The sequence below is a fragment of the Maribacter sp. UBA3344 genome, from assembly GCF_002362375.1.
GTDB lineage: Bacteria > Bacteroidota > Bacteroidia > Flavobacteriales > Flavobacteriaceae > Maribacter > Maribacter dokdonensis.
The window spans coordinates 215,364-237,929 of the sequence record NZ_DERI01000017.1; the positions used below are offsets into that span (position 1 = coordinate 215,364).

Below are 22,566 nucleotides of genomic sequence, written 5' to 3' on the forward strand. Positions count from 1 at the left end.
AGTCCATTTCCGCACAACAAATCAAATTTATTTTTTACACTTTTAAATCTAACTGGCAATGAACTTAATTGTTGCTAACGAATCACATTTTAAATACGCTCAGGATATCTGCGATACCATAGCTGAATCTGCCAAAGTACGCGGTACCGGCATAGCAAAACGAACCCCAGAGTATATTCAAAGAAAACTTTCTAACGGTAATGCCATACTTGCATTGGACGGAGATAAATTTGCGGGTTTCTGCTATATAGAAGTATGGGGACACGAGAAATTTGTAGCAAATTCCGGACTCATAGTACACCCAGATTATAGAGGGCAAGGTCTAGCTAAAAGTATTAAAGCCAAAATCTTTGAATTAAGCAGGGAGAAATTTCCAGATGCCAAAATATTTGGAATCACCACAGGTTTAGCAGTGATGAAAATTAACTACGAACTAGGCTATAAACCTGTTACATTTTCTGAACTTACAGATGACCCTGAGTTTTGGAAAGGCTGCCAAACTTGTAAAAATTTTGACATCCTTACGAGAACTGAACAAAAAATGTGTCTCTGTACCGGTATGTTATATGACCCTACCACAAAGAAAAAAACTGAGAACACTAAAGAAATGAACGGGAAGGCATTTACAAGATTAAAAAGTATAAAAGAGAGTTTGTTTCTGAAAAAGAAATAAGAGAATAGAAGTTATGGAGCTTAAAATGACTTTTTCCAATTACAGATTTAATGTTCAAAGTCTTATTTCTTTCTTCTAACCTCTTAACTCAAAACCTATAGAACCAAAATAAATAATTATCCGGCTTGCCGGAATTGAACATCATACAATGAAAAAATTAGTACTAGCATACAGCGGCGGATTGGATACTTCTTATTGCGCCAAGCATTTATCAAAAGACAAAGGATTTGAAGTTCATGCGGTAAGCGTGAACACAGGAGGTTTCTCTGTTGCGGAAATAAAGGAAATTGAGAAGAAAGCTATTGAACTGGGCGCTTCATCATATACCTCTATAGATGCCGTACAGACCTTTTATGATAAAGTAGTAAAGTATCTTATTTTTGGTAATGTACTTAAAAACAATACCTACCCACTTTCCGTAAGTGCAGAACGAATTGTACAGGCGATTGAAATTGTAAACTACGCTAAAAAAATAGGCGCTGGCTATATTGCCCACGGTAGTACAGGCGCGGGTAACGACCAAGTACGTTTTGATATGATTTTCCAGATCATTGCCCCAGAAATTGAAATCATCACGCCTATTAGAGATAACAAATTAGCTAGGGAAGAAGAGATCGCATACTTAAAAGAAAACGGTGTAGATTATCCTTGGGAAAAAGCAAAATACTCTATCAATAGAGGACTTTGGGGTACTTCTGTTGGTGGTGAAGAGACATTAACTTCAGAAAAGCCCTTACCAGATAGCGCCTACCCAAGCCAATTACAGGAAAAGAACCCTACAGAGGTAAAACTTACTTTTGAAAATGGCGAATTGGTTGCTATTGATGGTGCAAAAGACAACCCTGTTGCAAATATTGAAAAACTAGAGGCTTTGGCATCTAAATATGCCATTGGTAGGGATATTCACGTTGGCGATACTATTATAGGTACCAAAGGCAGAGTTGGGTTTGAGGCTCCTGCTTCTTTAATTATCATAAAAGCACACCACTTATTAGAGAAACATACACTTACAAAGTGGCAACAATATCAAAAGGAACAACAAGGCAATTTCTATGGCATGTTATTGCATGAAGGCAATTACTTAGATGCTGTAATGCGTAACATAGAAACCTTCTTGACAGATACTCAAAAAACGGTTTCCGGAGATGTATTTGTAGGATTATATCCATTTCAGTTCAGGTTACACGGTATTTCATCTAAACATGATTTAATGACCGATGCTTTTGGTAAATATGGCGAGGTCAATAAAGGATGGACAGCAGATGACGCTAAAGGATTTATTAAGATCCTTTCAAATTCCGGAAAAATCTACAACCATGTAAATGGGGATAAATAGTTAGGAGTTAGGAGTTAGGAGTTAGGAGTTAGGAAAAATAGTATTAAGTAATGAGTACAAAGTATTAAGTAAAGAATTAAAAGTGTTGTTTAAGTACTTCGTACTTAATACTTAATACTTCGCACTAATTACACAAAAGAAAATTATGATTAAAGCAGGTATTATTGGTGGTTCTGGTTATACGGGAGGTGAGCTTATTCGCATCTTACTACATCACCCAGCAACTGAAATCGATTTTGTATTCAGTACTACTAGAGCCGGAAAAAAGGTGACAACGGCTCATCCAGACCTATTGGGAGTTTCTGATATAGCGTTTACGGGTAATGTAAATCTAAATGTAAACGTTGTTTTTCTATGTTTAGGCCATGGTAATTCTACCGCATTTTTAAACGAGCATCATTTTTCAAAAGATACCGTTATCATAGATCTGAGCAATGATTTTAGATTGCACACCGACGCCAATTTCAATGGTAAGGAATTTGTTTATGGTTTACCGGAATTATTCAAATCCGAAATTGAAAATGCAAAATATATAGCTAATCCAGGTTGTTTTGCAACTGCTATCCAATTGGCATTGCTACCCTTGGCAAAAGCCGGGTTGTTGAACAATGAAGTACATATAAATGCTGTTACCGGTAGTACCGGTGCGGGTGTTAGTCCGTCTTCCACATCGCACTTTTCATGGAGAAATAATAACGTTAGCTGGTACAAACCTTTTACACATCAGCATTTAGGGGAAATTAACGAGAGCTTACATTCATTTCAAAAAGATACTGGCAATCTGTATTTTATGCCCAATAGAGGGAATTTTACCCGTGGTATTTTGGCAACTTCCTATACCAAATTTGAGGGTAGTTTAGAGGATGCTAAAAAAATCTTTCAGGAATTTTATAATGATGCGGTGTTCACCCAAATATCAGATGAGCCCATCAATTTAAAACAAGTGGTAAATACAAATCAATGTCACATCCACTTACATAAACATGAAGATGTGCTGTTGATCACCTCTGCCATAGATAACTTATTAAAAGGTGCATCTGGGCAAGCGGTGCAGAACATGAATTTAATTTTCGGTTTGGAAGAAAACCTAGGACTTAATTTAAAAGCCGGAGTCTTCTAAATGATTTGATGGACTATTGAAATAACATAAGATTGAAATAAAATTAATGGGGACTAATTTTAAGTAGTGATATGAAATTTACGGTTTACTTCATACTTTTTACTTAGCACCTTTTACTTAATACTACACCAAACATGAAAACAGCCATTATAGGTACAGGTAATTTAGGACTTTCTATTGCTAAAGGCATATTGAACAGTAATGGTGCTACCAGTATGTACCTTACCAAGAGAGATACCACAGCTATAGCAGAATTTGAGAAATATGATAAGGTTACCGTTACAAATGACAATAGAATAGCCGTTGAAAATTCAGATATTTTAATTTTTGCCGTACAGCCTATTCATTTTGCCGCCATTCTAGAAAGTATAAAAGATCTATTGACGGATAAACATGTAATCATCTCTACTATTACCGGATTTAGTATTGAAAAAATAGAAGCGGTAATTGGCAAAGACAACTTTATCATAAGAAGTATGCCCAATACGGCTATTTCCGTGGGTAAATCCATGACCTGTATCTGTAGCAACGAAAAAGGTAAAAAAAGGGTTGAATTGGCAAAAGCCATTTTTAATAGAATGGGACATTCTATGGAAATTCCCGAAGGTCAAATGCAGGCTGCAACCGTAATCTGTGCAAGTGGCGTAGCTTTTTGGATGCGCTTAATACGTGCCACCACCCAAGGAGCTATACAACTTGGTTTTGATGCCAAAGAGGCGCAAGAACTTGCCATGCATACGTGTAACGGTGCCGCAAGCCTTTTAATAGAATCCGGCAATCATCCTGAAGAAGAAATTGACCGTGTTACCACGCCTATGGGTTGTACCATAACCGGTTTAAATGAAATGGAACACCAAGGTTTAAGCTCATCATTGATACGCGGAATTATTTCCTCTTACGACAAGATCACCGAATTCAAAAACAAGTAAACACGCTACCCAACCCGTTCATTATTTTGAACTTGAAACTTTTCAACTATGAAATTATTTGACGTTTACCCTTTATATAATGTAATCCCGGTTTCCGCAAAAGGCATTGTAGTAACTGATGACCAAGGACAGGATTATTTGGATTTCTACGGCGGGCATGCCGTTATTTCCATTGGTCATACGCACCCACATTATGTAAAGCGTTTAAAAGACCAATTGGATAATATTGGGTTTTATAGCAATGCGGTACAAAACCCTTTACAGGTAGAATTGGCCAACAAATTGGGTGAAGCATCCAATTGTGAAGATTACAATCTATTCATGTGCAACTCTGGCGCAGAGGCAAATGAAAACGCATTGAAAATGGCTTCTTTTGTAACCGGAAAATCAAAGGTAATTGCCTTTAACAACGGTTTTCATGGACGTACTTCTGCTGCGGTAGCAACAACGGACAATCCATCTATCAATGCTGAAATTAACCTGCAACATGAAGTTGTTTTTCTCGACCTAAACGATAGTAAGGGTTTTGAAAGGGAAATATCAAAAAATGTTTGTGCCGTAATCATCGAATCAATTCAAGGCGTTGGTGGTTTAGATGAACCTACGACCGAATTCTTACAGAACATTGCTTTGTTATGTAAAGAGAATGATGCATTGTTAATTGCAGATGAAGTACAATGCGGATTTGGCAGAAGCGGAAAATTCTTTGCATTTCAACATCATAACATTCAACCGGACATTATTAGTATTGCTAAGGGAATGGGCAACGGTTTTCCGGTAGGTGGTATTCTTATTCATGAAAGTATAAAGGCAAAATACGGAATGTTGGGCACCACTTTCGGTGGCAATCATTTGGCTTGTGCAGCCACCATGGCAGTTTTAGAAGTAATTGAAAAAGAAAACCTAATTCACAATGCTAAAGCATTAGGTGAATATTTCAACGAAAAAGCAAAAGAAATTCCACAAGTAAAACGGGTAAAAGGAAAAGGCTTAATGTTAGGGCTTGAATTTGATTTTCAGGTTGCCGATCTCCGTAAAAAATTAATTCACGAACATTTTCTTTTTACAGGTGGGGCAAAAGATAAAACAGTGCTAAGAATTTTACCAGCCCTGAATATTACAAAACAAGATTTAGACGTGTTTTTTACAGCTCTTAAAAAAGCCCTATCATGAAGACAACCCTAAGCATATCTAAAAGGAATGCCGTACTTAAGCGTATGGCCGAATTGGTGCAGCAAGAAGAATCAATTCTAATATCTGCCAATGAAAAAGATTTAAATTCTTTTGAATCAGGCGATATTGCAATGGTTGATCGCTTAAAGGTAAACAAGACCAAGGTAGCAGAAATGATTTCTTCCTTAAAAAAATTAGCTGCCTTGCCAGACCCTTTGCATGTAGAACGTTTTCAATTTACCCATGAAAATGGTTTAGAGATAAGCAACAAAACCGCCCCTTTCGGTACGATCATGATTATTTATGAATCTAGGCCAGATGTTACCATTGAAGCTGCGGGCATCGCATTTAAATCGGGCAACAAAATATTGCTAAAGGGGGGCAAAGAGTCTTTGAACTCCAATTTGGTTTTAGTAAACCTATGGCACAAAGCTTTGGAGTCTTGCGATTGTGCTACGGATTGGGTGACTTACCTTAATTATTCTAGAACAGAAACTCAGCAGTTTTTAGAAAAACCAACACAAAAACTAGACCTAATTGTACCTAGAGGCGGCGAAAAGCTGATCGCTTTTGTTAAGCAACATGCACAGTGCCCGGTAATAGTAAGCGGTAGAGGAAATAACTTTGTATATGTTTCGCACGAGGCAGATTTGCAAATGGCACTGGATGTTATCGTCAATGCAAAGACCACAAAAATTTCCGCTTGCAATGCCGTTGACAAAGTCATCATTTCAAGAGATTTACCACGCAAGGCAGAATTTTTAAGTCATTTGATCAAGACCCTTAAAAAACACAATGTTGAAATTTTGACCGATGCCAAATTAGCCGGATTAGATGGCACCTCTCAAATGGAAAATGAATCTGTTTGGTTTGAAGAGTTTTTGGATTATAAAATTGTATTAGGGCAAGTGCCAGATGTAGATGAAGCCGTACAGCTCATCAATACCTATGGAGGCGGCCACTCCGCTTCTATCATTACTAAAAATGAAGAGGAAGCAGACGTTTTCATGCAATCTGTGGACACCGCTGCGGTATACCATAATGCATCTACCCGCTTTACGGATGGCGGACAATTTGGTCTTGGAGGAGAACTAGCCATTAGTACGGATAAATTACATCAACGCGGCCCTATAGGATTACAGCATTTAGTAACCAATAAGTGGTACGTAAAAGGAAATGGACAGGTAAGGTAGTTAGGAGTTAGGAGTTAGGAGTTAGGAGTTAGGAGTTAGGAGTTAGGAAAATAAGATTTCACCTAACATAAACGATATTAAAATGTTGAAAAAGAGAATTTTATTGAAATTAGGTTCCAATACCTTAACCAAAGACACTGATCATATTTCCCGAGGAAAAATTGAGGATATTGGTCGGCAAATTGCCGCTCTAAAAGATAAGTTCGAGTTTATTATTGTGAGTTCCGGTGCCATTGCCGCTGCAAGGCAGTTTGTTAAGTTGGAACATAATGGAGAAGAAATTAATGTAAAGCAGGCATTGGCATCTATTGGCCAGCCTCATCTAATGCGCATTTTTCAAGAAAATTTTAGGGAGCTTGGGCTCTTTACATCACAATGTTTGTTATCCTATTCCGATTTTGAAAATGAGCAAACTAGAGCGAATATTAAAAACACCATTAATGTTCTTGTTGCCAACAACTTCATTCCTATCATTAATGAAAATGATACCGTTGCTACTGATGAGATCAAATTTGGTGATAACGATAAATTGGCCGGTTTAACTGCATCGCTTTTATCTGCTGACATTCTTATCATTGCTACAAATACAGATGGTATTTACACAAAATCATCTTTAACGACTTCCACACCAAAAACAATAGAATCCGTTTCAGACCTGACCAAATTGCTAAAAGAAATAGGGGAATCCAAATCTACCCACGGCACCGGTGGCATGCAGTCAAAAATTGATGCAGCCACCATTGCACAAAAAGCAGGTATTGAAACCTGGATCACCAATGGGCTGAACGATAACTTTATTGTTGATGCCATTGAAAATAAAAGCACATTTACAAAAATAACATCATCATGAATTACCTTTCAATAAACGATATAGACGTTTTATCCAACTGGGTAAAAGAAGCCATAACACTAAAAAAACAACCTAAAAAATTTAAGGAATTAGGTAAAGACAAAACTATTGGATTGTTATTCTTTAACAACTCGCTTCGTACACGTTTAAGTACCCAAAAAGCAGCAATGAATTTGGGTATGGAAGTTATTGTGATGAATTTTGGTAGCGAAGGTTGGGCTTTGGAATATGCCGATGGTACCATTATGGACCAAGGAACTTCTGAACATATTAAAGAGGCCGCCCAAGTAATTTCACAGTATTGCGATATCATTGCCATCCGTGCCTTTGCCGGTTTGGTAGATAAGGAACTAGATGAAGCGGAAGAGGTGCTCAACGGTTTTAAAACATATGCTTCGGTACCTATCGTAAATATGGAAAGCTCTGTGGGGCACCCATTACAAGCATTAACCGATGCCATTACTTTAGAGGAACACAATTTTAAAAACAACCCTAAGGTTGTTCTTTCTTGGGCGCCGCACCCAAGGGCTCTACCACATGCCGTTGCCAATTCATTTGTACAAATGATGCAAAAGCAACATGCCGATTTTGTGATTACGCATCCTGAAGGTTATGAACTGGACCCTAACATCACAAAAGATTGTACTATTGAGCACAACCAAGAGAAGGCTTTAGAAAATGCCGATTTTGTTTATGTAAAGAACTGGAGCAGTTATACTGATTATGGTCAAATAAAATCGCAAGATCCAAACTGGCAAATGACACTTAAAAAATTAGGTAAGGCAAAATTTATGCACTGTCTTCCTGTTCGTAGAAATGTTGTTGTTGCCGATGAAGTTTTGGATAGTGACCAGTCTTTGGTTATAGAACAGGCAAATAACAGAACCTACGCAGCACAATTGGTGTTAAAGAAAATACTGGAGAGCAATGAAAATTAATAAGTGGATCTATATTGGTATTGCGCTATTCGCCCTCATCCTTTTTGTAATGAATATGGTAGATATTGACCATAGCACCGCTCATTGGAAAGCCTATATGGGTCCGGTCAGTAATATTATTCTAATAATCGCCATGGTACTCATGTTCAAATTTGCAGATTATGAAAAATAAATTAAGTGTTGTAAAAATTGGTGGTAATGTCATAGAAGACGAAAACGCCCTAGACGTTTTTCTCACTGCCTTTTCTAAACTTGAAGGCTTAAAAATTTTGGTCCATGGCGGTGGAAAATTAGCCACTCAATTAGCAACCAAACTTGGCATTGAGTCTAAAATGATAGATGGCAGGCGTATTACCGATGCCGAAACCGTTGATATTATAACCATGGTGTATGGCGGTTTGGCAAACAAGAAAATAGTTGCGCAACTACAAGCTAAAAACACCAACGCAATTGGATTAAGCGGTGCAGATGGTGATAGCATACAGGCTCATAAACGTCCTGTCAAAGAAATTGATTACGGATTTGTAGGCGATATAGATGGTGTAAACGCTGCATTATTATCCAAGCTTTTAACGGCGGATTTAACACCCATTTTCTGTGCCTTATCGCACGATGGTGCCGGACAGTTATTGAATACCAATGCAGATACGATTGCCTCTGAAATTGCAATAGGCATGGCACCTACCTTTGAAACTACGTTGTATTATTGTTTTGAGAAAAAGGGGGTTTTAATGGATATTGCCGATGAAAACAGCGTAGTTAAAGACATTAATACCAATACCTATAAATCACTTTTATCCGATGGTATCATTGCTGACGGAATGTTGCCAAAACTTCATAATTGCTTTCATGCCCTAAACCACAACGTAGCAAAAGTTTGCCTGGGCGATGTTACCATGTTAGATAAAAACACAGAACTGTTCACGACAATAAAACTTTAAGATGAACCAAACAGAACTTACAGAAAGTGCAATTGCATTACTGAAGCAACTCATATCAATAGAATCTTTTTCTAAAGAAGAAGATAAAACAGCCGATGCAATACAGGCTTGGCTGGCAAAATATGACATACCTACGGAAAGAGACCTCAACAATATTATTGCTAAAAATAAATATTGGGACGACTCAAAACCTACATTATTACTGAATTCGCACCACGATACGGTAAAACCAAATACGGCATACACCAAAGATCCTTTTTTGCCCCACATTGAAGATGGCAAGTTGTTTGGTCTTGGTAGTAATGATGCTGGCGGACCGTTGGTTTCCCTTTTGGCTACTTTTGTAAACTATTACAATGCAGAAGACTTAAATCACAATATTTTAATGGTCGCCTCTGCAGAAGAGGAGAATGCAGGTGAAAATAGCTTGCGCGGTTTATTGCCAAAACTTCCACATATAGATGTAGCCATTGTTGGTGAACCTACTTTGATGCAACTTGCTATTGCTGAAAAAGGATTGGTGGTTTTTGATGCTGTTGTTAAAGGTACTCCATCGCACGCCGCACATCCAAACAATAATAATTCCATTTACAACACCATTAAAGTTCTGGAATGGTTTAAGAATTATTCTTTTGAAAAATCTTCTGAAGCCTTGGGAGATGTAAAAATGACGGTTACCCAAATAAATGCTGGCAAACAACATAATGTGGTACCGGCACAGGTAGATTTAGTAGTAGATGTACGTGTAAACGATGCATATAGCAATAAAGAAATTGCAGATTTATTAAAGAAGGATGCGCCATGCGAATTAAAGGAGCGATCTTTGCGTTTAAATTCATCGAAAATAGATAAAGACCATCCGTTGGTGCAATCTGGTATTGCCTTGGGCAGAACTACATATGGATCACCTACATTATCCGATCAAGCAGCGTTAAGTTGCCAATCGTTAAAATTAGGACCTGGGGACAGCACACGCTCCCACTCTGCCAACGAATTCATCTATGTACTTGAAATTGAAGAAGGCATAGATTTATATATTAAATTATTAAAAGGCTTCCTTTCAATCAACAATTAACAATAACCAATTACCAATAAGCTGTTCATTGCTTAATTTATAATTGATAACTGACAACATATGAAACTCTGGGATAAAGGATTTAGCACCGATAAAAAAATTGATCACTTTACAGTTGGCAACGATAGAGAATTGGATTTACACTTAGCAAAATACGACGTTATTGCCTCTAAGGCACATGCAAAAATGCTGGGTAAAATAGGATTGATTTCCCCTAAGGAAACCGCTGAACTTGTAAAAGAACTTGATAATATTGCCGCGCGAATAGAAAAAGGCACATTTTCTATAGAAAATTCTTTTGAAGACATGCATTCTAAAATTGAATACATGCTGACACTAAGTCTAGGAGATACCGGTAAAAAAATACATACTGCACGTTCTAGAAACGACCAAGTTCTTGTAGCCATGCATTTATACCTAAAAGATGAATTGACAGAAATAAAGGCGATGACCAAATCGCTTTTCAACCTTCTTTTGGTAAAAGCACAAGAGCATAAAGATGTTATGCTACCAGGTTACACTCACTTACAGATTGCCATGCCATCTTCTTTTGGGCTATGGTTTTCCGCCTATGCAGAAAGCTTAATAGATGACCTTTATTTTATTGAAGCGGCTTACAAAGTTGCAGATCAAAATCCGTTAGGTAGTGCTGCCGGTTACGGTAGTTCATTTGCTATAGACCGTAGTTTTACCACCAAAGAAATGGGTTTTGAAACCATGAAATATAATGTGGTTGCAGCACAAATGAGTAGAGGAAAAGCTGAAAAAGCTACCGCTTTTGGTATTGCCAACATTGCGGCTACCCTATCTAAAATGGCCATGGATATTTGCTTGTATATGAGTCAGAATTTCGATTTCATTTCTTTTCCAGATGAGCTAACCACTGGTTCCAGTATTATGCCACACAAGAAAAATCCCGATGTGTTTGAGTTGGTACGTGGCAAGTGCAACAAACTACAGTCTATTCCTAATCAATTGACATTGGTCATCAATAATCTACCTAGTGGTTACCACAGAGATTTGCAATTGGTGAAAGAAATTATTGTTCCGGCAATTCAAGATATGAAGGCTTGTTTAGAGATTTTAACTTTTAGCCTAAAGGAAATCAGAGTGAACGATAGTATTCTAGACGACCCAAAATATGATTATTTGTTTAGTGTGGACACATTAAATGAGTTGGTACAAAGCGGTATGCCGTTTAGAGATGCCTACAAGAAAATGGGTATGGAGATCAATGCAGGTACTTTTACTCCAAAAAGAGATATTCATCATACACATGAAGGAAGTCTAGGTAATTTATGCTTAAAAGAGATTCATGATAAAATGAAAAAACTCAACTGATTTTCACATACTTATCAGAATAAATCTTGGTAAACTGCGCTCCAAAAGTGACTATTAAACTAGAGTAGGACACCCAAAGCATGACCAAAATTATACTCCCGGCCGCCCCATAGGTAGAGCCGGGTTCCGCTTTTCCAAAATAGAATGCCAAAGCATATTTACCAAGTAAAAACAATACAGCAGTAAGTGCGGCACCTACTTTAACCGCTTTCCAACGAACATGAGTACTGGGCAAATACTTGAACATAGCCCCAAATAATAAGTAGATAAAACCAAGTGATAATATTAGATCTAAAACGAACCCAAGTTCTAACATACCATCTGGCAAAAGTCTGGAGAGCTGCGTTGAAAATGCCGATAATAGAGAAGTCAATACAAAACTAACCAATAATAAAAAGCCAATAATAATTATAAAACCAAAACCTTTTAAACGCATAAACAATGTAGAAATAAACTCATTTGTGTATTTAGGTTTTGCCTCCCAAATTTCATTCAATGCGTTTTGTAATTGATAAAATACTCCCGTAGCACCATAAATTAACACACCGATCCCTAAAAGGGTAGCAATTAATGAAGTTTGCTGACTACCTTGATCTTTGATCATCTCTTGAATAGATTGTGCGGTTTCTGGTCCCATGGCAGAAGAAATTTCAGCGAACAATTCTCCCTGAACTATTTCCTTACCCCAAATACCGCCAACTAATTCCAATATTAAAATAAGCAGACCTGGCAATGACAATATTGCATAATATGCTATAATAGCACTAATCTGAAATGGCTCCTTTTCTATCCAAGCATGATACGTTTTCAGTAATAACTTAGGGAGATGGGTTAGTTTAAATTTGGAATTCTGTCTATTAATCTTTTCTACCTGTGCCATACGTACTGAAATGAACTCAGATAAATTTACCCGTATAACCTTTAATGCAATAATGCTATAGCATAAAATACTAACTCTTATTCTTTCAGAAAATTAATGAATTCATAAAATCCCTTTTAACAATTTATGAATGAACTCTAATTTTTTCTCTACAGGTTTTGAGATTATAAACGGATAGGGATCGTCTTCTCCCAAAGAACGGTTCATACTATTAAGTGTAAATAAAAGGGGAATACCTGTTTCCATTATTCTACTAAAATCAGTAACGGTATATGGATCAAAAGCCGCATTCATTTTCAGGCTTTTCTTAGCAATTATTTTAGGATTTGATTTGAGACCGAAATTATATGCGGTTTCCAATACATCGGTTAAGTGTAAGTAATGGGACCACGTTTCTGCCCAATCTTCCCAAGGGTGGGATGATGCATATTTACTTATAAAACTTTGTTGCCAATTAGCCTTTGGACCATTATTATAATGGGTGGTCAATGCATCTGCATATGATTGAGATTCATCACCAAAAATGCTCCTAAAATCCGCTAATACCTCCGGATTATCACGAATTAGCAAATCCCAATAATAATGTCCCACCTCATGCCTAAAATGACCGAGTAAAGTTCTATATCGCTCTGCCATTTGCTGTTTTACCTGCTCGCGAACAACAGGGTCCGCTTCCGCTATCATAAGGGTAATTACACCATTTGCATGACCCGTTTTTAATCCTTTTGATTCTTCTGGAAGCTCATCTTTCTCCAAAAAATCAAAGCAAAAACCTTTATCATCATCTATTGTTTTGCTAACTACCGGTAGTCTAAAACGCAATAATTGATATACCAATCTGTGCTTCGCGACCTCAATATGTTTCCATTTTTTAAGATTATCATCATCTAAAAGATGTGGAATTGTTCTGTTCAGGGTACAGGCAAGACAGAATTTGCGATCTCTAGAAACGTCAACCAACCAGTTACAGACCGTGTGCTTATAGTTCTCACAATATTCATAGGTCTTTCCATCCAGTTCCTTAACCTGCCATGTAGCGGCACTTGGATCTAAAGAAACAATTTTATTGTAATATGATGAATAACCCAGTTTAAAACCGCAGTTTAAACATGTATTGTTTTCAAAAACAACCGTACTCTTACAATTGGTACACTGAAATAATTTCATATCCTATAGCCTTTATTAAGACAAGGAGCATGTACTATTTGATCATTTTGAAATTAATGATTTCTTGTTCTGTCAAATATCTCCAGTGCCCTCTTGGTAAATCTTTTTTGGTAAGACCACCATAAACTACCCTATCCAATTTTTGGATTTTATATCCTAAGGTTTCAAACAAACGCTCTACAATTTTATTTCTAGAACTATAAATTTCAATACCAACTTCCCTTTTGGGAGCATCTGCAATGAAACTTATATCCTGTACACGAACTACTTTTTCATCTACAACGACCCCTTCCTGAATTTTCTTTAAATCAGCACTTCGTAATTCTTGCTCAAGTACTAGATGATATATTTTACGTAGACCGTTGATAGGGCTTTTTAACGTCTTGGTCATATTACCATCATTGGTAAACAAAAGTAAACCTGTATGTTCTTTTTCCAATTTATCAACGGGAAGTAATTTTGACTTAGAAGCACTTGATATTAATCCAGAAACGTGTCTCTTACCTCTTTCATCGCGAATGGTGGTAACAAAGTCTTTTGGTTTGTTAAGTAGTACGTATTCTCTTTTGACCGGATTCAATAATTGACCATCGAATTTTACCTCATCGCTTAACTTTACCTTGTAACCCATTTCGGTTACAGGCTTACCATTTACTGTTACACTACCGGCGGCAATGTATATATCGGCATCTCTCCTAGAACATACACCAGAATTGGCCACGTATTTATTTAATCGAATTGAATTAGGATCTTGCGGCTTACTTGGAGTTACATTTTTTTTAATGGGCGAATTACCACGGGCGTAGCTCTTTTTTTTAAAATTACCACCTTGCCTACCCGACGGTTTCTTACCTCTACTAGAATCATCCCTGCTCATAATTGTAACAATTTTGCACAAAGGTAGCAAATTGCATTGCGGTTCAAATAGTTATATGCAACATATTACCAACAACTACAATATTCTATTTAAAACTAAGTCTATGTCAATAAGAAGAATACTGAACACCCCCATTACTATGATCAATTTGAGAATATTATGCAACCAAACATAATCTTTACGTGCCTTGGCCCTAAACAATAAGACTATAAACAACAGTAATAGAAGAACACATATTATAAAATAGATGTTCATGTGGCCTACATCAAATCTAAAAATCAATAATAACGACGGTACTAAAGTCAAAAGAATTAAAAATGAGATTACTAGTTTAGATGTTCTTGCGCCATAAATAATAGGAATGGTCCTATAATTCTGTGCTAAGTCACCAGAGATATTTTCCAAATCCTTAATTATCTCTCGAGCAAGAATAAGTAAAAAGAGAAATACGGCATGCACAAATATTACCGTCTGTATATTCTTATAATAAATAAACACCACAAAGAAAGGAGTAATAGCTAATGTGGCGGAAATAAAATTACCTAAAAACGGAATTCTTTTTAGCTTATGGGAGTAGATCCAGATACCAAAAATATAAGAGGAAAAAAAGAATACAGCTTTAAATGAAACATAACTGGCCGCAATTACCGCTATAAAATTCAACACAAAATAAGTAGTAAGCTTAAACCGTTGGCTTACCAAACGATCCAGCATACTTTTTCTTGGTTTATTTATGAGGTCTTTTTCAGCATCATAAAAATTATTAATGATATAACCACCCGCAATAACCAAAGCAGATGCCAATACGATAACAAAGAGATTAATATCCAATACTACTCTACGTACCGGAAGTTCAGGAGCAAGTATATAAATAGATGCCAAATATTGAGCTAGAGCTATAACTAAGATATTATACCCCCTAACTACTGAAAACAGACTCAATACCTTTAACAGTAAGAGTTTATTTTTTCTATTAAGCATTATGGAAATTACCTAAAAATTATAAACTACTTCCAGTTTATAATCTTTTAACGCAGTTTTAGCTTTTTCCAAATCTTCTGTAAACCCTAATATGTAGCCACCACCACCTGAACCACACAATTTTAGGTAATAGTCATTGGTGTCTATACCCTTTTTCCATAAATCATGGAACTTTGCCGGTATCATTGGCTTAAAGTTATCCAATACTACGTGCGATAGCTGTTTTAAATTACCGAACAGGGATTTTATGTTGCCATTTACAAAGTCTTCTACACAAGCATCCGTATGCTTTATAAATTGGTTTTTCAACATACTTCTAAATCCATCATTCTTCATTTGCTCCATGAAAATCTGAATCATAGGAGCGGTCTCACCAATAATACCGCTATCCAATAAAAATACAGCTCCTTTACCTTCTGCATTCTGTGATGGAATACTTGTTGATTCAATATTATCCTTAGAGTTAATGAGAATGGGCAAACTTAAATAACTGTTCAAAGGATCAAGGCCAGAGGACTTACCATGGAAGAACGACTCCATTTTACCGAATATCGTTTTTAGTTTCAACAATTTCTCTCTGGTTAAATTTTCAAGAACGGTAATTTTATGTTTAGCATACTTATCATAGATTGCTGCAACCAAAGCACCACTACTACCTACGCCATACCCCTGTGGTATTGAACTATCAAAATACATACCCGCTGCAACATCCGACTTTAAAGTATCCAAATCAAATGATACCAATTTAGGCTCATCTATGGTCAACTTTTCCAAATACAGGGCAAAAGCCTCTAAACTCTTGTTAGATTTTGTTGCTTCTTTAGAAACACTTGCGTCAGATTTTAAGGCCCCTTTATAAAAATTATAAGGTATGGATAAGCCTTTGGAATCTTTAATAATGCCATACTCCCCGAAGAGAAGAATTTTTGAATAAAATAAAGGTCCTTTCATTTTTAATAACTAAGCAAGCATTGAACTTATATAAATATAGTCAAAGAAACACATAAAGTTGAACGTTTTACCCAAAAAGGTTAAACAAAATAGTAAAACCGTTCTTTTTACAAACGTAGGTTGCACACAAATAGTGTGCAAATCATTTACAACTTCTTAGCACCCAGACCAATTCGATCACAAATATACTGCCCATTTTGACAAAAAGAAATTAACTTCTCTTTAATAAACGGAAAAACGATATCTTTTTCATTTTCAGGGTATAGCACATGTACATTTGCCCCTGCATCTAATGTAAAACAAACATGGGTATTGGATGTTTGTCTAAACTTCCAAATTTCATTTATAATAGAAAGCGTATTGGGTTTCATTAAAATAAAATAAGGATGACTAGTCATCATCATAGCATGCAAAGTAAGTGCCTCGCTTTCTACTATACTAATAAAATCATTTAAGTTACCCTCTGCCAATATTGTACGCAGCTTATCTAAATTCTCATGAGCTTGTTCAAATCTTTGCGATGCAAACGGATGACCATGCATAAGCTCATGACCAACTGTACTACTTACTTGTTTCTCCCCTTTGTCTACCAACAAAATGGTATCATGAAAATTATTGAAAATATCATGTACTTTGTAGGGATATTTAACCCCAAACAAATTTGAACTACCTTCAACCGAAGAGGTTTCTCCCCACTGCACCAAAGGACCTTCAATACTTCGGCATGCACTTCCAGACCCTAAGCGTGATATAAAGGATACCTTATTGTTGAAAAAATCATCAGTAATTGGTGCCGAAAAAGTCCTTTCCATTTCCATAAAACATAAAGCTAAAGCAGACATTCCACTGGCAGATGAAGCAATACCACTACTATGCGGAAATGTATTTGATGTTTTTATGACCAAATGATATTCTTTTAAGAAAGGTAGATATTTTTCTATCCTTTTTAAGAATGTTTTAATCTTTGGTTTAAACTCTTCTTTTGGCTGATCTTCAAAAAATAGATCAAAAGAGAATTCGTTATCCTTTCTTATTTTTTTCTTGTATTCTACACTGGTTTTGGTCATACAAGCGGCCAGCGTAAAACTTATAGACGGATTGGCAGGTATTTGATTCTCCCTTTTTCCCCAATATTTAACCAATGCAATATTGCTAGGTGATGTATACCCAACAATACCTTCTTCTTTCAATGTAATGTATGATGATGGAATAAAATCTTTTTCTGACATTGAATTTTCAATTTGTGCAAATATAGTTTTTAGGGCTATCAATTAAAATAAATCCTTATTTTAGAGCTAAACACCAGCCAATTGAAAAGAAAGCTTACCTACATATTTATCGGCATTGTAATATGTTCTACTATAGGTTTCTTGAGTAGTGTAGTTACGCAGAGCTCTGTAAATTGCTGGTATTTAACACTGAACAAGCCAAGTTTTAATCCACCTAATTGGATTTTTGCCCCCGTTTGGAGTGTACTCTACATTATGATGGGTATTTCTGCTGGTTGGGTCTGGGCAAAAGGTTTTCACCATAAATGGGTTAAGACCGGACTTTATCATTTTGGATTTCAATTACTCTTAAACGGTTTATGGAGCATTGTTTTTTTTGGACTTAAACAGCCCTTATTGGCCCTATTGATCATTGTTGCGCTATTAATTGTTCTGGCACTTACTATAAAATGGTTTAAGGTAGTCAGTAAATTTGCAGCATATCTATTGACCCCATATTTCTTATGGGTATGCTTTGCTACGGCCCTAAATTTTAAAATATGGGAATTGAACTAATTGGACAGTTCTAACAGCTTATTCATTGTCCTGTAATTTCTAGTAGTTGCCTTAACTTTCAACTTACGCTCAACAAGATTATTATTCAATTTCGCTTTACCATAACCTGCTGTACATTTTAGATACATACAGTCATTGGTAACTAAAAAATCTTCAGTTTTAAATGTCTCTTTGCTTAACTTATCTACAGCTTCTACGTTTGGTATCTCATTCAGCAGAACAAAGTAATTTTGTTTTTGCAAATTCTCATCATCTGATTTAAACGGATTCCGATCTAATATTTCTTTTAATTTAGAAATGGTCATCACTATGACAGGAACGTTAAAATTAAAATAGCTGAGAATTGCCTTAGATATCAGATTTTCTAATTCTTTGGAATTTTCCAATCCACTTTTAAATACCACGTTACCACTTTGTATGTACGTTTTAACATCTTCCAATTTTTGCTTGGAGAGCAATTCTTTTAACTCGGCCATTTGAATCTTATGCTTGCCACTTACATTAATGCCTCTTAAAAATGCAATATAGGTGTTCATATTATTCAATATTTGTATTCAGATCGTTAACTACACCTTGGGCCGCAATATAACCTCCAGTCCACGCATTCTGAAAATTGAATCCGCCAGTAATAGCGTCCACATTTATAATTTCACCAGCAAAATAAAGATTAGTTAGTATTTTACTTTCGTAAGTCTTAAAGTTGATTTCCTTTAAATCTACACCACCTGCCGTTACAAATTCTTCTTTAAAAGTGCTTTTTCCATTTACTTGAAATATACCCGCTGTTAATTGTGCCGCCAAATTTGACAACTGTTGTTTTGAAACTTCGGGCCATGTTAAGGTATCACCTATATTAGAGGCTTTCACTAAATTAACCCACAGGCGCTTAGGTATATCCAGTACCTTGGTTCTTATAACGGTTTTCTTTTCTACCTGCTTTACCTTAAGAAATAATTCCAATAACCCATCATGATGATACTCCGGGGCCCAATTTACCTGTATTTTAAACTGATAATTGTACTGCTCTAAAATTCTTGCTCCCCAAGCGGATAATTTTAAAATAGCGGGTCCGCTCATACCCCAATGTGTTATTAACAAAGGTCCTTCTGAAGTTAAAACGGCAGTATCTAGTTTTAGTTTTCCTTTCTTTTTGCTAATATTCTTTTTAGGTATCACTTTGACCTCTGCATGTGTAGCCACACCAGGAATATCCAAAATACGCTCATCTTTAATATTAAAAGTGAATAACGAAGGAACCGGCTGAACAATACTATGCCCTAACGCTTGTACATAATTCCACATTTTTGGATTGCTCCCAGTAGCTAAAATGAGCTTTTTACAATACATATGACCATCACCAATGGTAACCTTCCATATTATTCCTTCCTCCTCTTTAATTTGCTCTATACCCGTTACAGAACAAAGTGTTTTTACCTGAACACCTAATCTATCCGCCTCTGAAAGAAAACAATCAATAATGGTTTGTGAGGAATTGGTGACCGGGAACATTCTACCATCTTCCTCAATTTTTAGGGCAACGCCACGTTTCTCAAAAAATCCGATAGTATCTCCACTTGCGTAGGTATGAAAAGGACCCAATAACTCTTTTTGGCCCCGTGGATAGTTTTTGCTTAGATCTACAGGATTAAATTCAGCATGGGTTACATTACAACGCCCACCACCAGAGACTTTTACCTTTGTGAGTACTTCCTTACCTCGCTCTAAAATTGCAATTTTGGTTTGCGGTCTACTCTCAGCTATATGAATGGCTGCATAAAAACCGGCTGCACCGCCACCAATGACCAGAACATCATGCATTAATTTACTCGTTCAGGAAAGTTGGTAATTATGCCATCTACACCTACATTTTTCATTGCTTCAATATCTGCAGGTTCATTTACCGTCCATGTATAAATTTTAAACCCGGCATCATGTATTGCTTCGGCCTTTTCCTTATCTAATTTCTTGAAATACGGATTAATGGCCACAGCATTCAACTCTTTTGCTACTGGTATTGCTTCTAAAGGGTCTTCTTCCGTTAATACAGCAATGGCAACATTAGAATTATATTTGCGCATATCTTTCAACTCATCCCAATTAAAGCTGGAAATAATAAAATTATCGGGCGACCAATTTTTCTGCTCAATGTAATACTTCATAATATGATTTACCCTATCTGCCGTACCAGCACCTTTTAGCTCTATGTTTAATGCCACTTTATTATCAATGAGTTTTAATACCTCTTGCAGCATGGGTATTTTATGCCCCCCATCAACAATTACCTGCATTAAATCTACTATATAATAATCTTCAATGTTGCCAGGTGCATTAGTAATTCGATCAAGCTTATCATCATGAAAAACTACTACTTCCCCACTTTTTATTTTAAAAACATCGATCTCTATCATATCAACCCCAAGATCCAATGCCTTTTGAATGGATGGCAAGGTATTTTCAGTTTCGTGGCCCATGGCTCCTCTATGACCAATGACTAAAGGTTCTTTTTTCATATGACATGATGCTAAGGTTAAACAAATAAAAGCCAGGATAGTTCTATGAAGCATGGGTTTATGATTTTAATTCAAAAATAAAGGATTCTAAAGGATTTAGGTTAATTGAAATATGACCTTCACCATTTTCTATACGTAAAGAATTCACATGACCATAAAGAGCATCGTGCAGTGGATAAATTCCTTCTTTTAATTTCCACAGATTCACCAAATCTACAGGTACTTTTAAGTCGAACGAAAAATGGTCGTTTACATCAAAATTTGAGACTATTATTAATTTTTGATTTTCCGACCAACGAACATAGGACAATACACGGTGATTATAATTTTCGGTAATTTCTTTATTGTAGAAATGAATCTCTCTGTACGCACCCATTAAAGCCTCACTATTGATGGTAAAGCTCAACAAACGTTTGTAAAAATCTCGCAAAGCGGCTTCTTTGGGGCTAGATTGGCCGCCATCAAATTTTTTATCATTGACCCACCTTTGGTGATGCGGCACACCTATATAATCAAAAATAGAAGTTCTTGACGGACTACCAAAACCTGCATGTTCTGCTGCCGGCTCACCTACTTCTTGACCAAAATAAATCATAGTAGGCGATGTACTTATGGTAGCGGAAACAACCATTGCCGGTCTCCCAATTTCTGCATTACCAACAAATTCTGGACTAGCAATACGTTGCTCATCATGGTTTTCTAAAAAGTGGAGCATATGATGCTCTATATCTCGTAAACCATTTTGTACAACCGGTAAGTGATCAGACCAACCATAGCCTTTCATAATATGTTTAAGTCCATCATAAAAATCCACTTTATCATATAGATAGTCCATTTTTCCCTTATGAATGTATGTTCTATACAAATCTGGATTATAGACTTCTGCCATTAAAAAAGCATCGGGATTTTTCATTTTAATAGATGAGTTCATATAACTCCAGAATTCTACAGGGACCATTTCTGCCATATCATACCTAAAACCGTCAACACCCATATGTAACCAATACAAAGCAATATCCTTAAATTTTCTCCAAGAACTTGGCACTACTTTTTTCTTCCAATACTCAAAATGTTCTTTATGGTCTTTTTCTCCATAATCGTTTGGCAGCATATCAAAATCCAGTCCACCATCTGGTCTTACCCCATAATTGATGCGTACAGTTTCATACCAATCGTTCATATCCGGTTGCGGACTACGAGAACCATTACCGGTCCACTTTGCAGGAATTTCTTTTAATTTTGGATAGGAAAAATTTGGAGCATCACCACCTAAGGGAATATAACCATCTTGCCATTGTGGGGTTTTAAATTCCGTCCCCGGGATGTAATAAAAGTTATTGTCCTTTTGATACTCTACGGATGTATCATCTCCAAATCCAAAATCAGAAACACCCTTTGGATTAGTTTTCCCCTCATACTTTCTAGCTACATGATTAGGCACAATATCTATAATCACCTTCATGCCGGCCTTATGTGTACGCTCAATAAGTGACTTGAACTCTTTTAACCTATTTGATGGATTTTTAGCCAAATCTGGGTTAACATTGTAATAGTCCTTAACAGCATAAGGAGAACCAGCCCTGCCCTTGACTACATCTGGATCATCATTTGATATTCCTATTTCAGTATAATCATTTATTACGGCATGATGCGGCACCCCGGTATACCAAATGTGGGTAACACCCAAATTCTTAATTTCCGTTAGTGCCTTTTTATTAAAATCAGCAAACTTGCCTACTCCATTCTCCTCAATAGTGCCCCAAGGCTTATTATTGGTATTCGTATTTCCGAACAACCTGGTAAATACATGGTAAATAACAATTTTATGATTCATGGGGCATTTTAAT

At 36.4% G+C, this 22,566-nt stretch carries 23 protein-coding genes; 13 read left to right on the plus strand and 10 right to left on the minus strand.

The genetic code is table 11. The annotated features are described in order from the left end of the window. The first annotated feature begins 58 nt into the window (after positions 1-58). The 12 genes from B2Z27_RS12150 to argH all read left to right on the plus strand — a co-directional run bounded on the left by B2Z27_RS12150 (position 59) and on the right by argH (position 11,569). Complete coding sequence (locus B2Z27_RS12150; RefSeq protein ID WP_058105019.1) at positions 59-673, plus strand: GNAT family N-acetyltransferase; 615 nt, start codon at positions 59-61, stop codon at positions 671-673. A 148-nt stretch (positions 674-821) separates the two neighbouring features. Beyond that, positions 822-2,009 (plus strand): argininosuccinate synthase, encoded by a 1,188-nt coding sequence (locus B2Z27_RS12155; protein WP_074670108.1) that lies wholly within the window; start codon positions 822-824, stop codon positions 2,007-2,009. Between the two features lie 145 nt (positions 2,010-2,154). Then, complete coding sequence (gene argC, locus B2Z27_RS12160; protein WP_286813846.1) at positions 2,155-3,129, plus strand: N-acetyl-gamma-glutamyl-phosphate reductase; 975 nt, start codon at positions 2,155-2,157, stop codon at positions 3,127-3,129. A gap of 134 nt (positions 3,130-3,263) precedes the next feature. Then, positions 3,264-4,058 (plus strand): pyrroline-5-carboxylate reductase, encoded by a 795-nt coding sequence (proC, locus tag B2Z27_RS12165; RefSeq protein ID WP_071340427.1) that lies wholly within the window; start codon positions 3,264-3,266, stop codon positions 4,056-4,058. A 48-nt stretch (positions 4,059-4,106) separates the two neighbouring features. Beyond that, entirely contained in the window at positions 4,107-5,231 is a 1,125-nt protein-coding gene (locus tag B2Z27_RS12170; RefSeq protein ID WP_286813847.1) for an aspartate aminotransferase family protein, read from the plus strand. Next, positions 5,228-6,424: a glutamate-5-semialdehyde dehydrogenase gene (locus B2Z27_RS12175; protein ID WP_099191080.1), complete on the plus strand. Its 1,197-nt coding sequence runs from the start codon at positions 5,228-5,230 to the stop codon at positions 6,422-6,424. Before B2Z27_RS12170 ends, B2Z27_RS12175 begins: the two co-directional genes overlap by 4 nt. Before the next feature lie 82 nt (positions 6,425-6,506). After that, positions 6,507-7,274, plus strand: a complete 768-nt coding sequence (proB, locus tag B2Z27_RS12180; protein ID WP_286813849.1) for a glutamate 5-kinase — start codon at positions 6,507-6,509, stop codon at positions 7,272-7,274. Beyond that, positions 7,271-8,212, plus strand: coding sequence for an acetylornithine carbamoyltransferase (locus tag B2Z27_RS12185; RefSeq protein ID WP_414673386.1), 942 nt, complete (start codon positions 7,271-7,273; stop codon positions 8,210-8,212). The genes proB and B2Z27_RS12185 overlap by 4 nt, the downstream gene beginning before the upstream one ends. After that, complete coding sequence (locus B2Z27_RS12190) at positions 8,202-8,384, plus strand: hypothetical protein (protein ID WP_058105011.1); 183 nt, start codon at positions 8,202-8,204, stop codon at positions 8,382-8,384. Before B2Z27_RS12185 ends, B2Z27_RS12190 begins: the two co-directional genes overlap by 11 nt. Beyond that, positions 8,374-9,153 (plus strand): acetylglutamate kinase, encoded by a 780-nt coding sequence (gene argB, locus B2Z27_RS12195; protein WP_286813850.1) that lies wholly within the window; start codon positions 8,374-8,376, stop codon positions 9,151-9,153. The genes B2Z27_RS12190 and argB overlap by 11 nt, the downstream gene beginning before the upstream one ends. Position 9,154: 1 nt before the next feature. Then, positions 9,155-10,228, plus strand: coding sequence for a M20 family metallo-hydrolase (locus tag B2Z27_RS12200; protein WP_286813851.1), 1,074 nt, complete (start codon positions 9,155-9,157; stop codon positions 10,226-10,228). Between the two features lie 60 nt (positions 10,229-10,288). Further along, a complete protein-coding gene (argH, locus tag B2Z27_RS12205) occupies positions 10,289-11,569 on the plus strand; it encodes an argininosuccinate lyase (protein ID WP_058105008.1) in 1,281 nt (426 codons plus the stop codon). Here the strand turns inward: argH and B2Z27_RS12210 are convergent. The 6 genes from B2Z27_RS12210 to B2Z27_RS12235 all read right to left on the minus strand — a co-directional run bounded on the left by B2Z27_RS12210 (position 11,562) and on the right by B2Z27_RS12235 (position 17,654). After that, positions 11,562-12,449 (minus strand): YihY/virulence factor BrkB family protein, encoded by an 888-nt coding sequence (locus B2Z27_RS12210; protein WP_286813852.1) that lies wholly within the window; start codon positions 12,447-12,449, stop codon positions 11,562-11,564. The genes argH and B2Z27_RS12210 overlap by 8 nt on opposite strands. 102 nt (positions 12,450-12,551) lie before the next feature. After that, positions 12,552-13,616 (minus strand): zinc-binding metallopeptidase family protein, encoded by a 1,065-nt coding sequence (locus B2Z27_RS12215; RefSeq protein WP_286813853.1) that lies wholly within the window; start codon positions 13,614-13,616, stop codon positions 12,552-12,554. A 34-nt stretch (positions 13,617-13,650) separates the two neighbouring features. After that, positions 13,651-14,493, minus strand: coding sequence for a pseudouridine synthase (locus B2Z27_RS12220; protein WP_071340436.1), 843 nt, complete (start codon positions 14,491-14,493; stop codon positions 13,651-13,653). A gap of 75 nt (positions 14,494-14,568) precedes the next feature. Then, positions 14,569-15,474 carry a geranylgeranylglycerol-phosphate geranylgeranyltransferase gene (locus tag B2Z27_RS12225; RefSeq protein ID WP_071340437.1) on the minus strand — a complete coding sequence of 302 codons (906 nt, stop codon included), beginning with the start codon at positions 15,472-15,474 and terminating at the stop codon, positions 14,569-14,571. A 12-nt stretch (positions 15,475-15,486) separates the two neighbouring features. Then, positions 15,487-16,425, minus strand: a complete 939-nt coding sequence (locus B2Z27_RS12230; protein WP_286813854.1) for a mevalonate kinase family protein — start codon at positions 16,423-16,425, stop codon at positions 15,487-15,489. A 146-nt stretch (positions 16,426-16,571) separates the two neighbouring features. Further along, positions 16,572-17,654: a diphosphomevalonate/mevalonate 3,5-bisphosphate decarboxylase family protein gene (locus B2Z27_RS12235; protein WP_286813855.1), complete on the minus strand. Its 1,083-nt coding sequence runs from the start codon at positions 17,652-17,654 to the stop codon at positions 16,572-16,574. An 81-nt stretch (positions 17,655-17,735) separates the two neighbouring features. Between B2Z27_RS12235 and B2Z27_RS12240 the strand changes: the two genes are divergently transcribed. Next, positions 17,736-18,209, plus strand: coding sequence for a TspO/MBR family protein (locus tag B2Z27_RS12240; protein WP_286813857.1), 474 nt, complete (start codon positions 17,736-17,738; stop codon positions 18,207-18,209). Here B2Z27_RS12240 and B2Z27_RS12245 read toward each other — a convergent pair. From B2Z27_RS12245 to B2Z27_RS12260, 4 genes are read right to left on the minus strand one after another with little or no spacing between them, the layout of a single operon-like run. After that, positions 18,206-18,745, minus strand: coding sequence for a DUF1697 domain-containing protein (locus B2Z27_RS12245; RefSeq protein WP_286813859.1), 540 nt, complete (start codon positions 18,743-18,745; stop codon positions 18,206-18,208). The two genes, B2Z27_RS12240 and B2Z27_RS12245, sit on opposite strands and share 4 nt — an antisense overlap. Position 18,746: 1 nt before the next feature. After that, a complete protein-coding gene (locus B2Z27_RS12250; RefSeq protein ID WP_286813860.1) occupies positions 18,747-20,027 on the minus strand; it encodes an NAD(P)/FAD-dependent oxidoreductase in 1,281 nt (426 codons plus the stop codon). Next, complete coding sequence (locus B2Z27_RS12255) at positions 20,027-20,719, minus strand: glycerophosphodiester phosphodiesterase (RefSeq protein ID WP_286813861.1); 693 nt, start codon at positions 20,717-20,719, stop codon at positions 20,027-20,029. The genes B2Z27_RS12250 and B2Z27_RS12255 overlap by 1 nt, the downstream gene beginning before the upstream one ends. A gap of 58 nt (positions 20,720-20,777) precedes the next feature. Then, on the minus strand, positions 20,778-22,553 hold the full coding sequence (locus tag B2Z27_RS12260; protein WP_286813862.1) for an alpha-amylase family protein: 1,776 nt from the start codon (positions 22,551-22,553) through the stop codon (positions 20,778-20,780). Between the last annotated feature and the right edge of the window lie 13 nt (positions 22,554-22,566).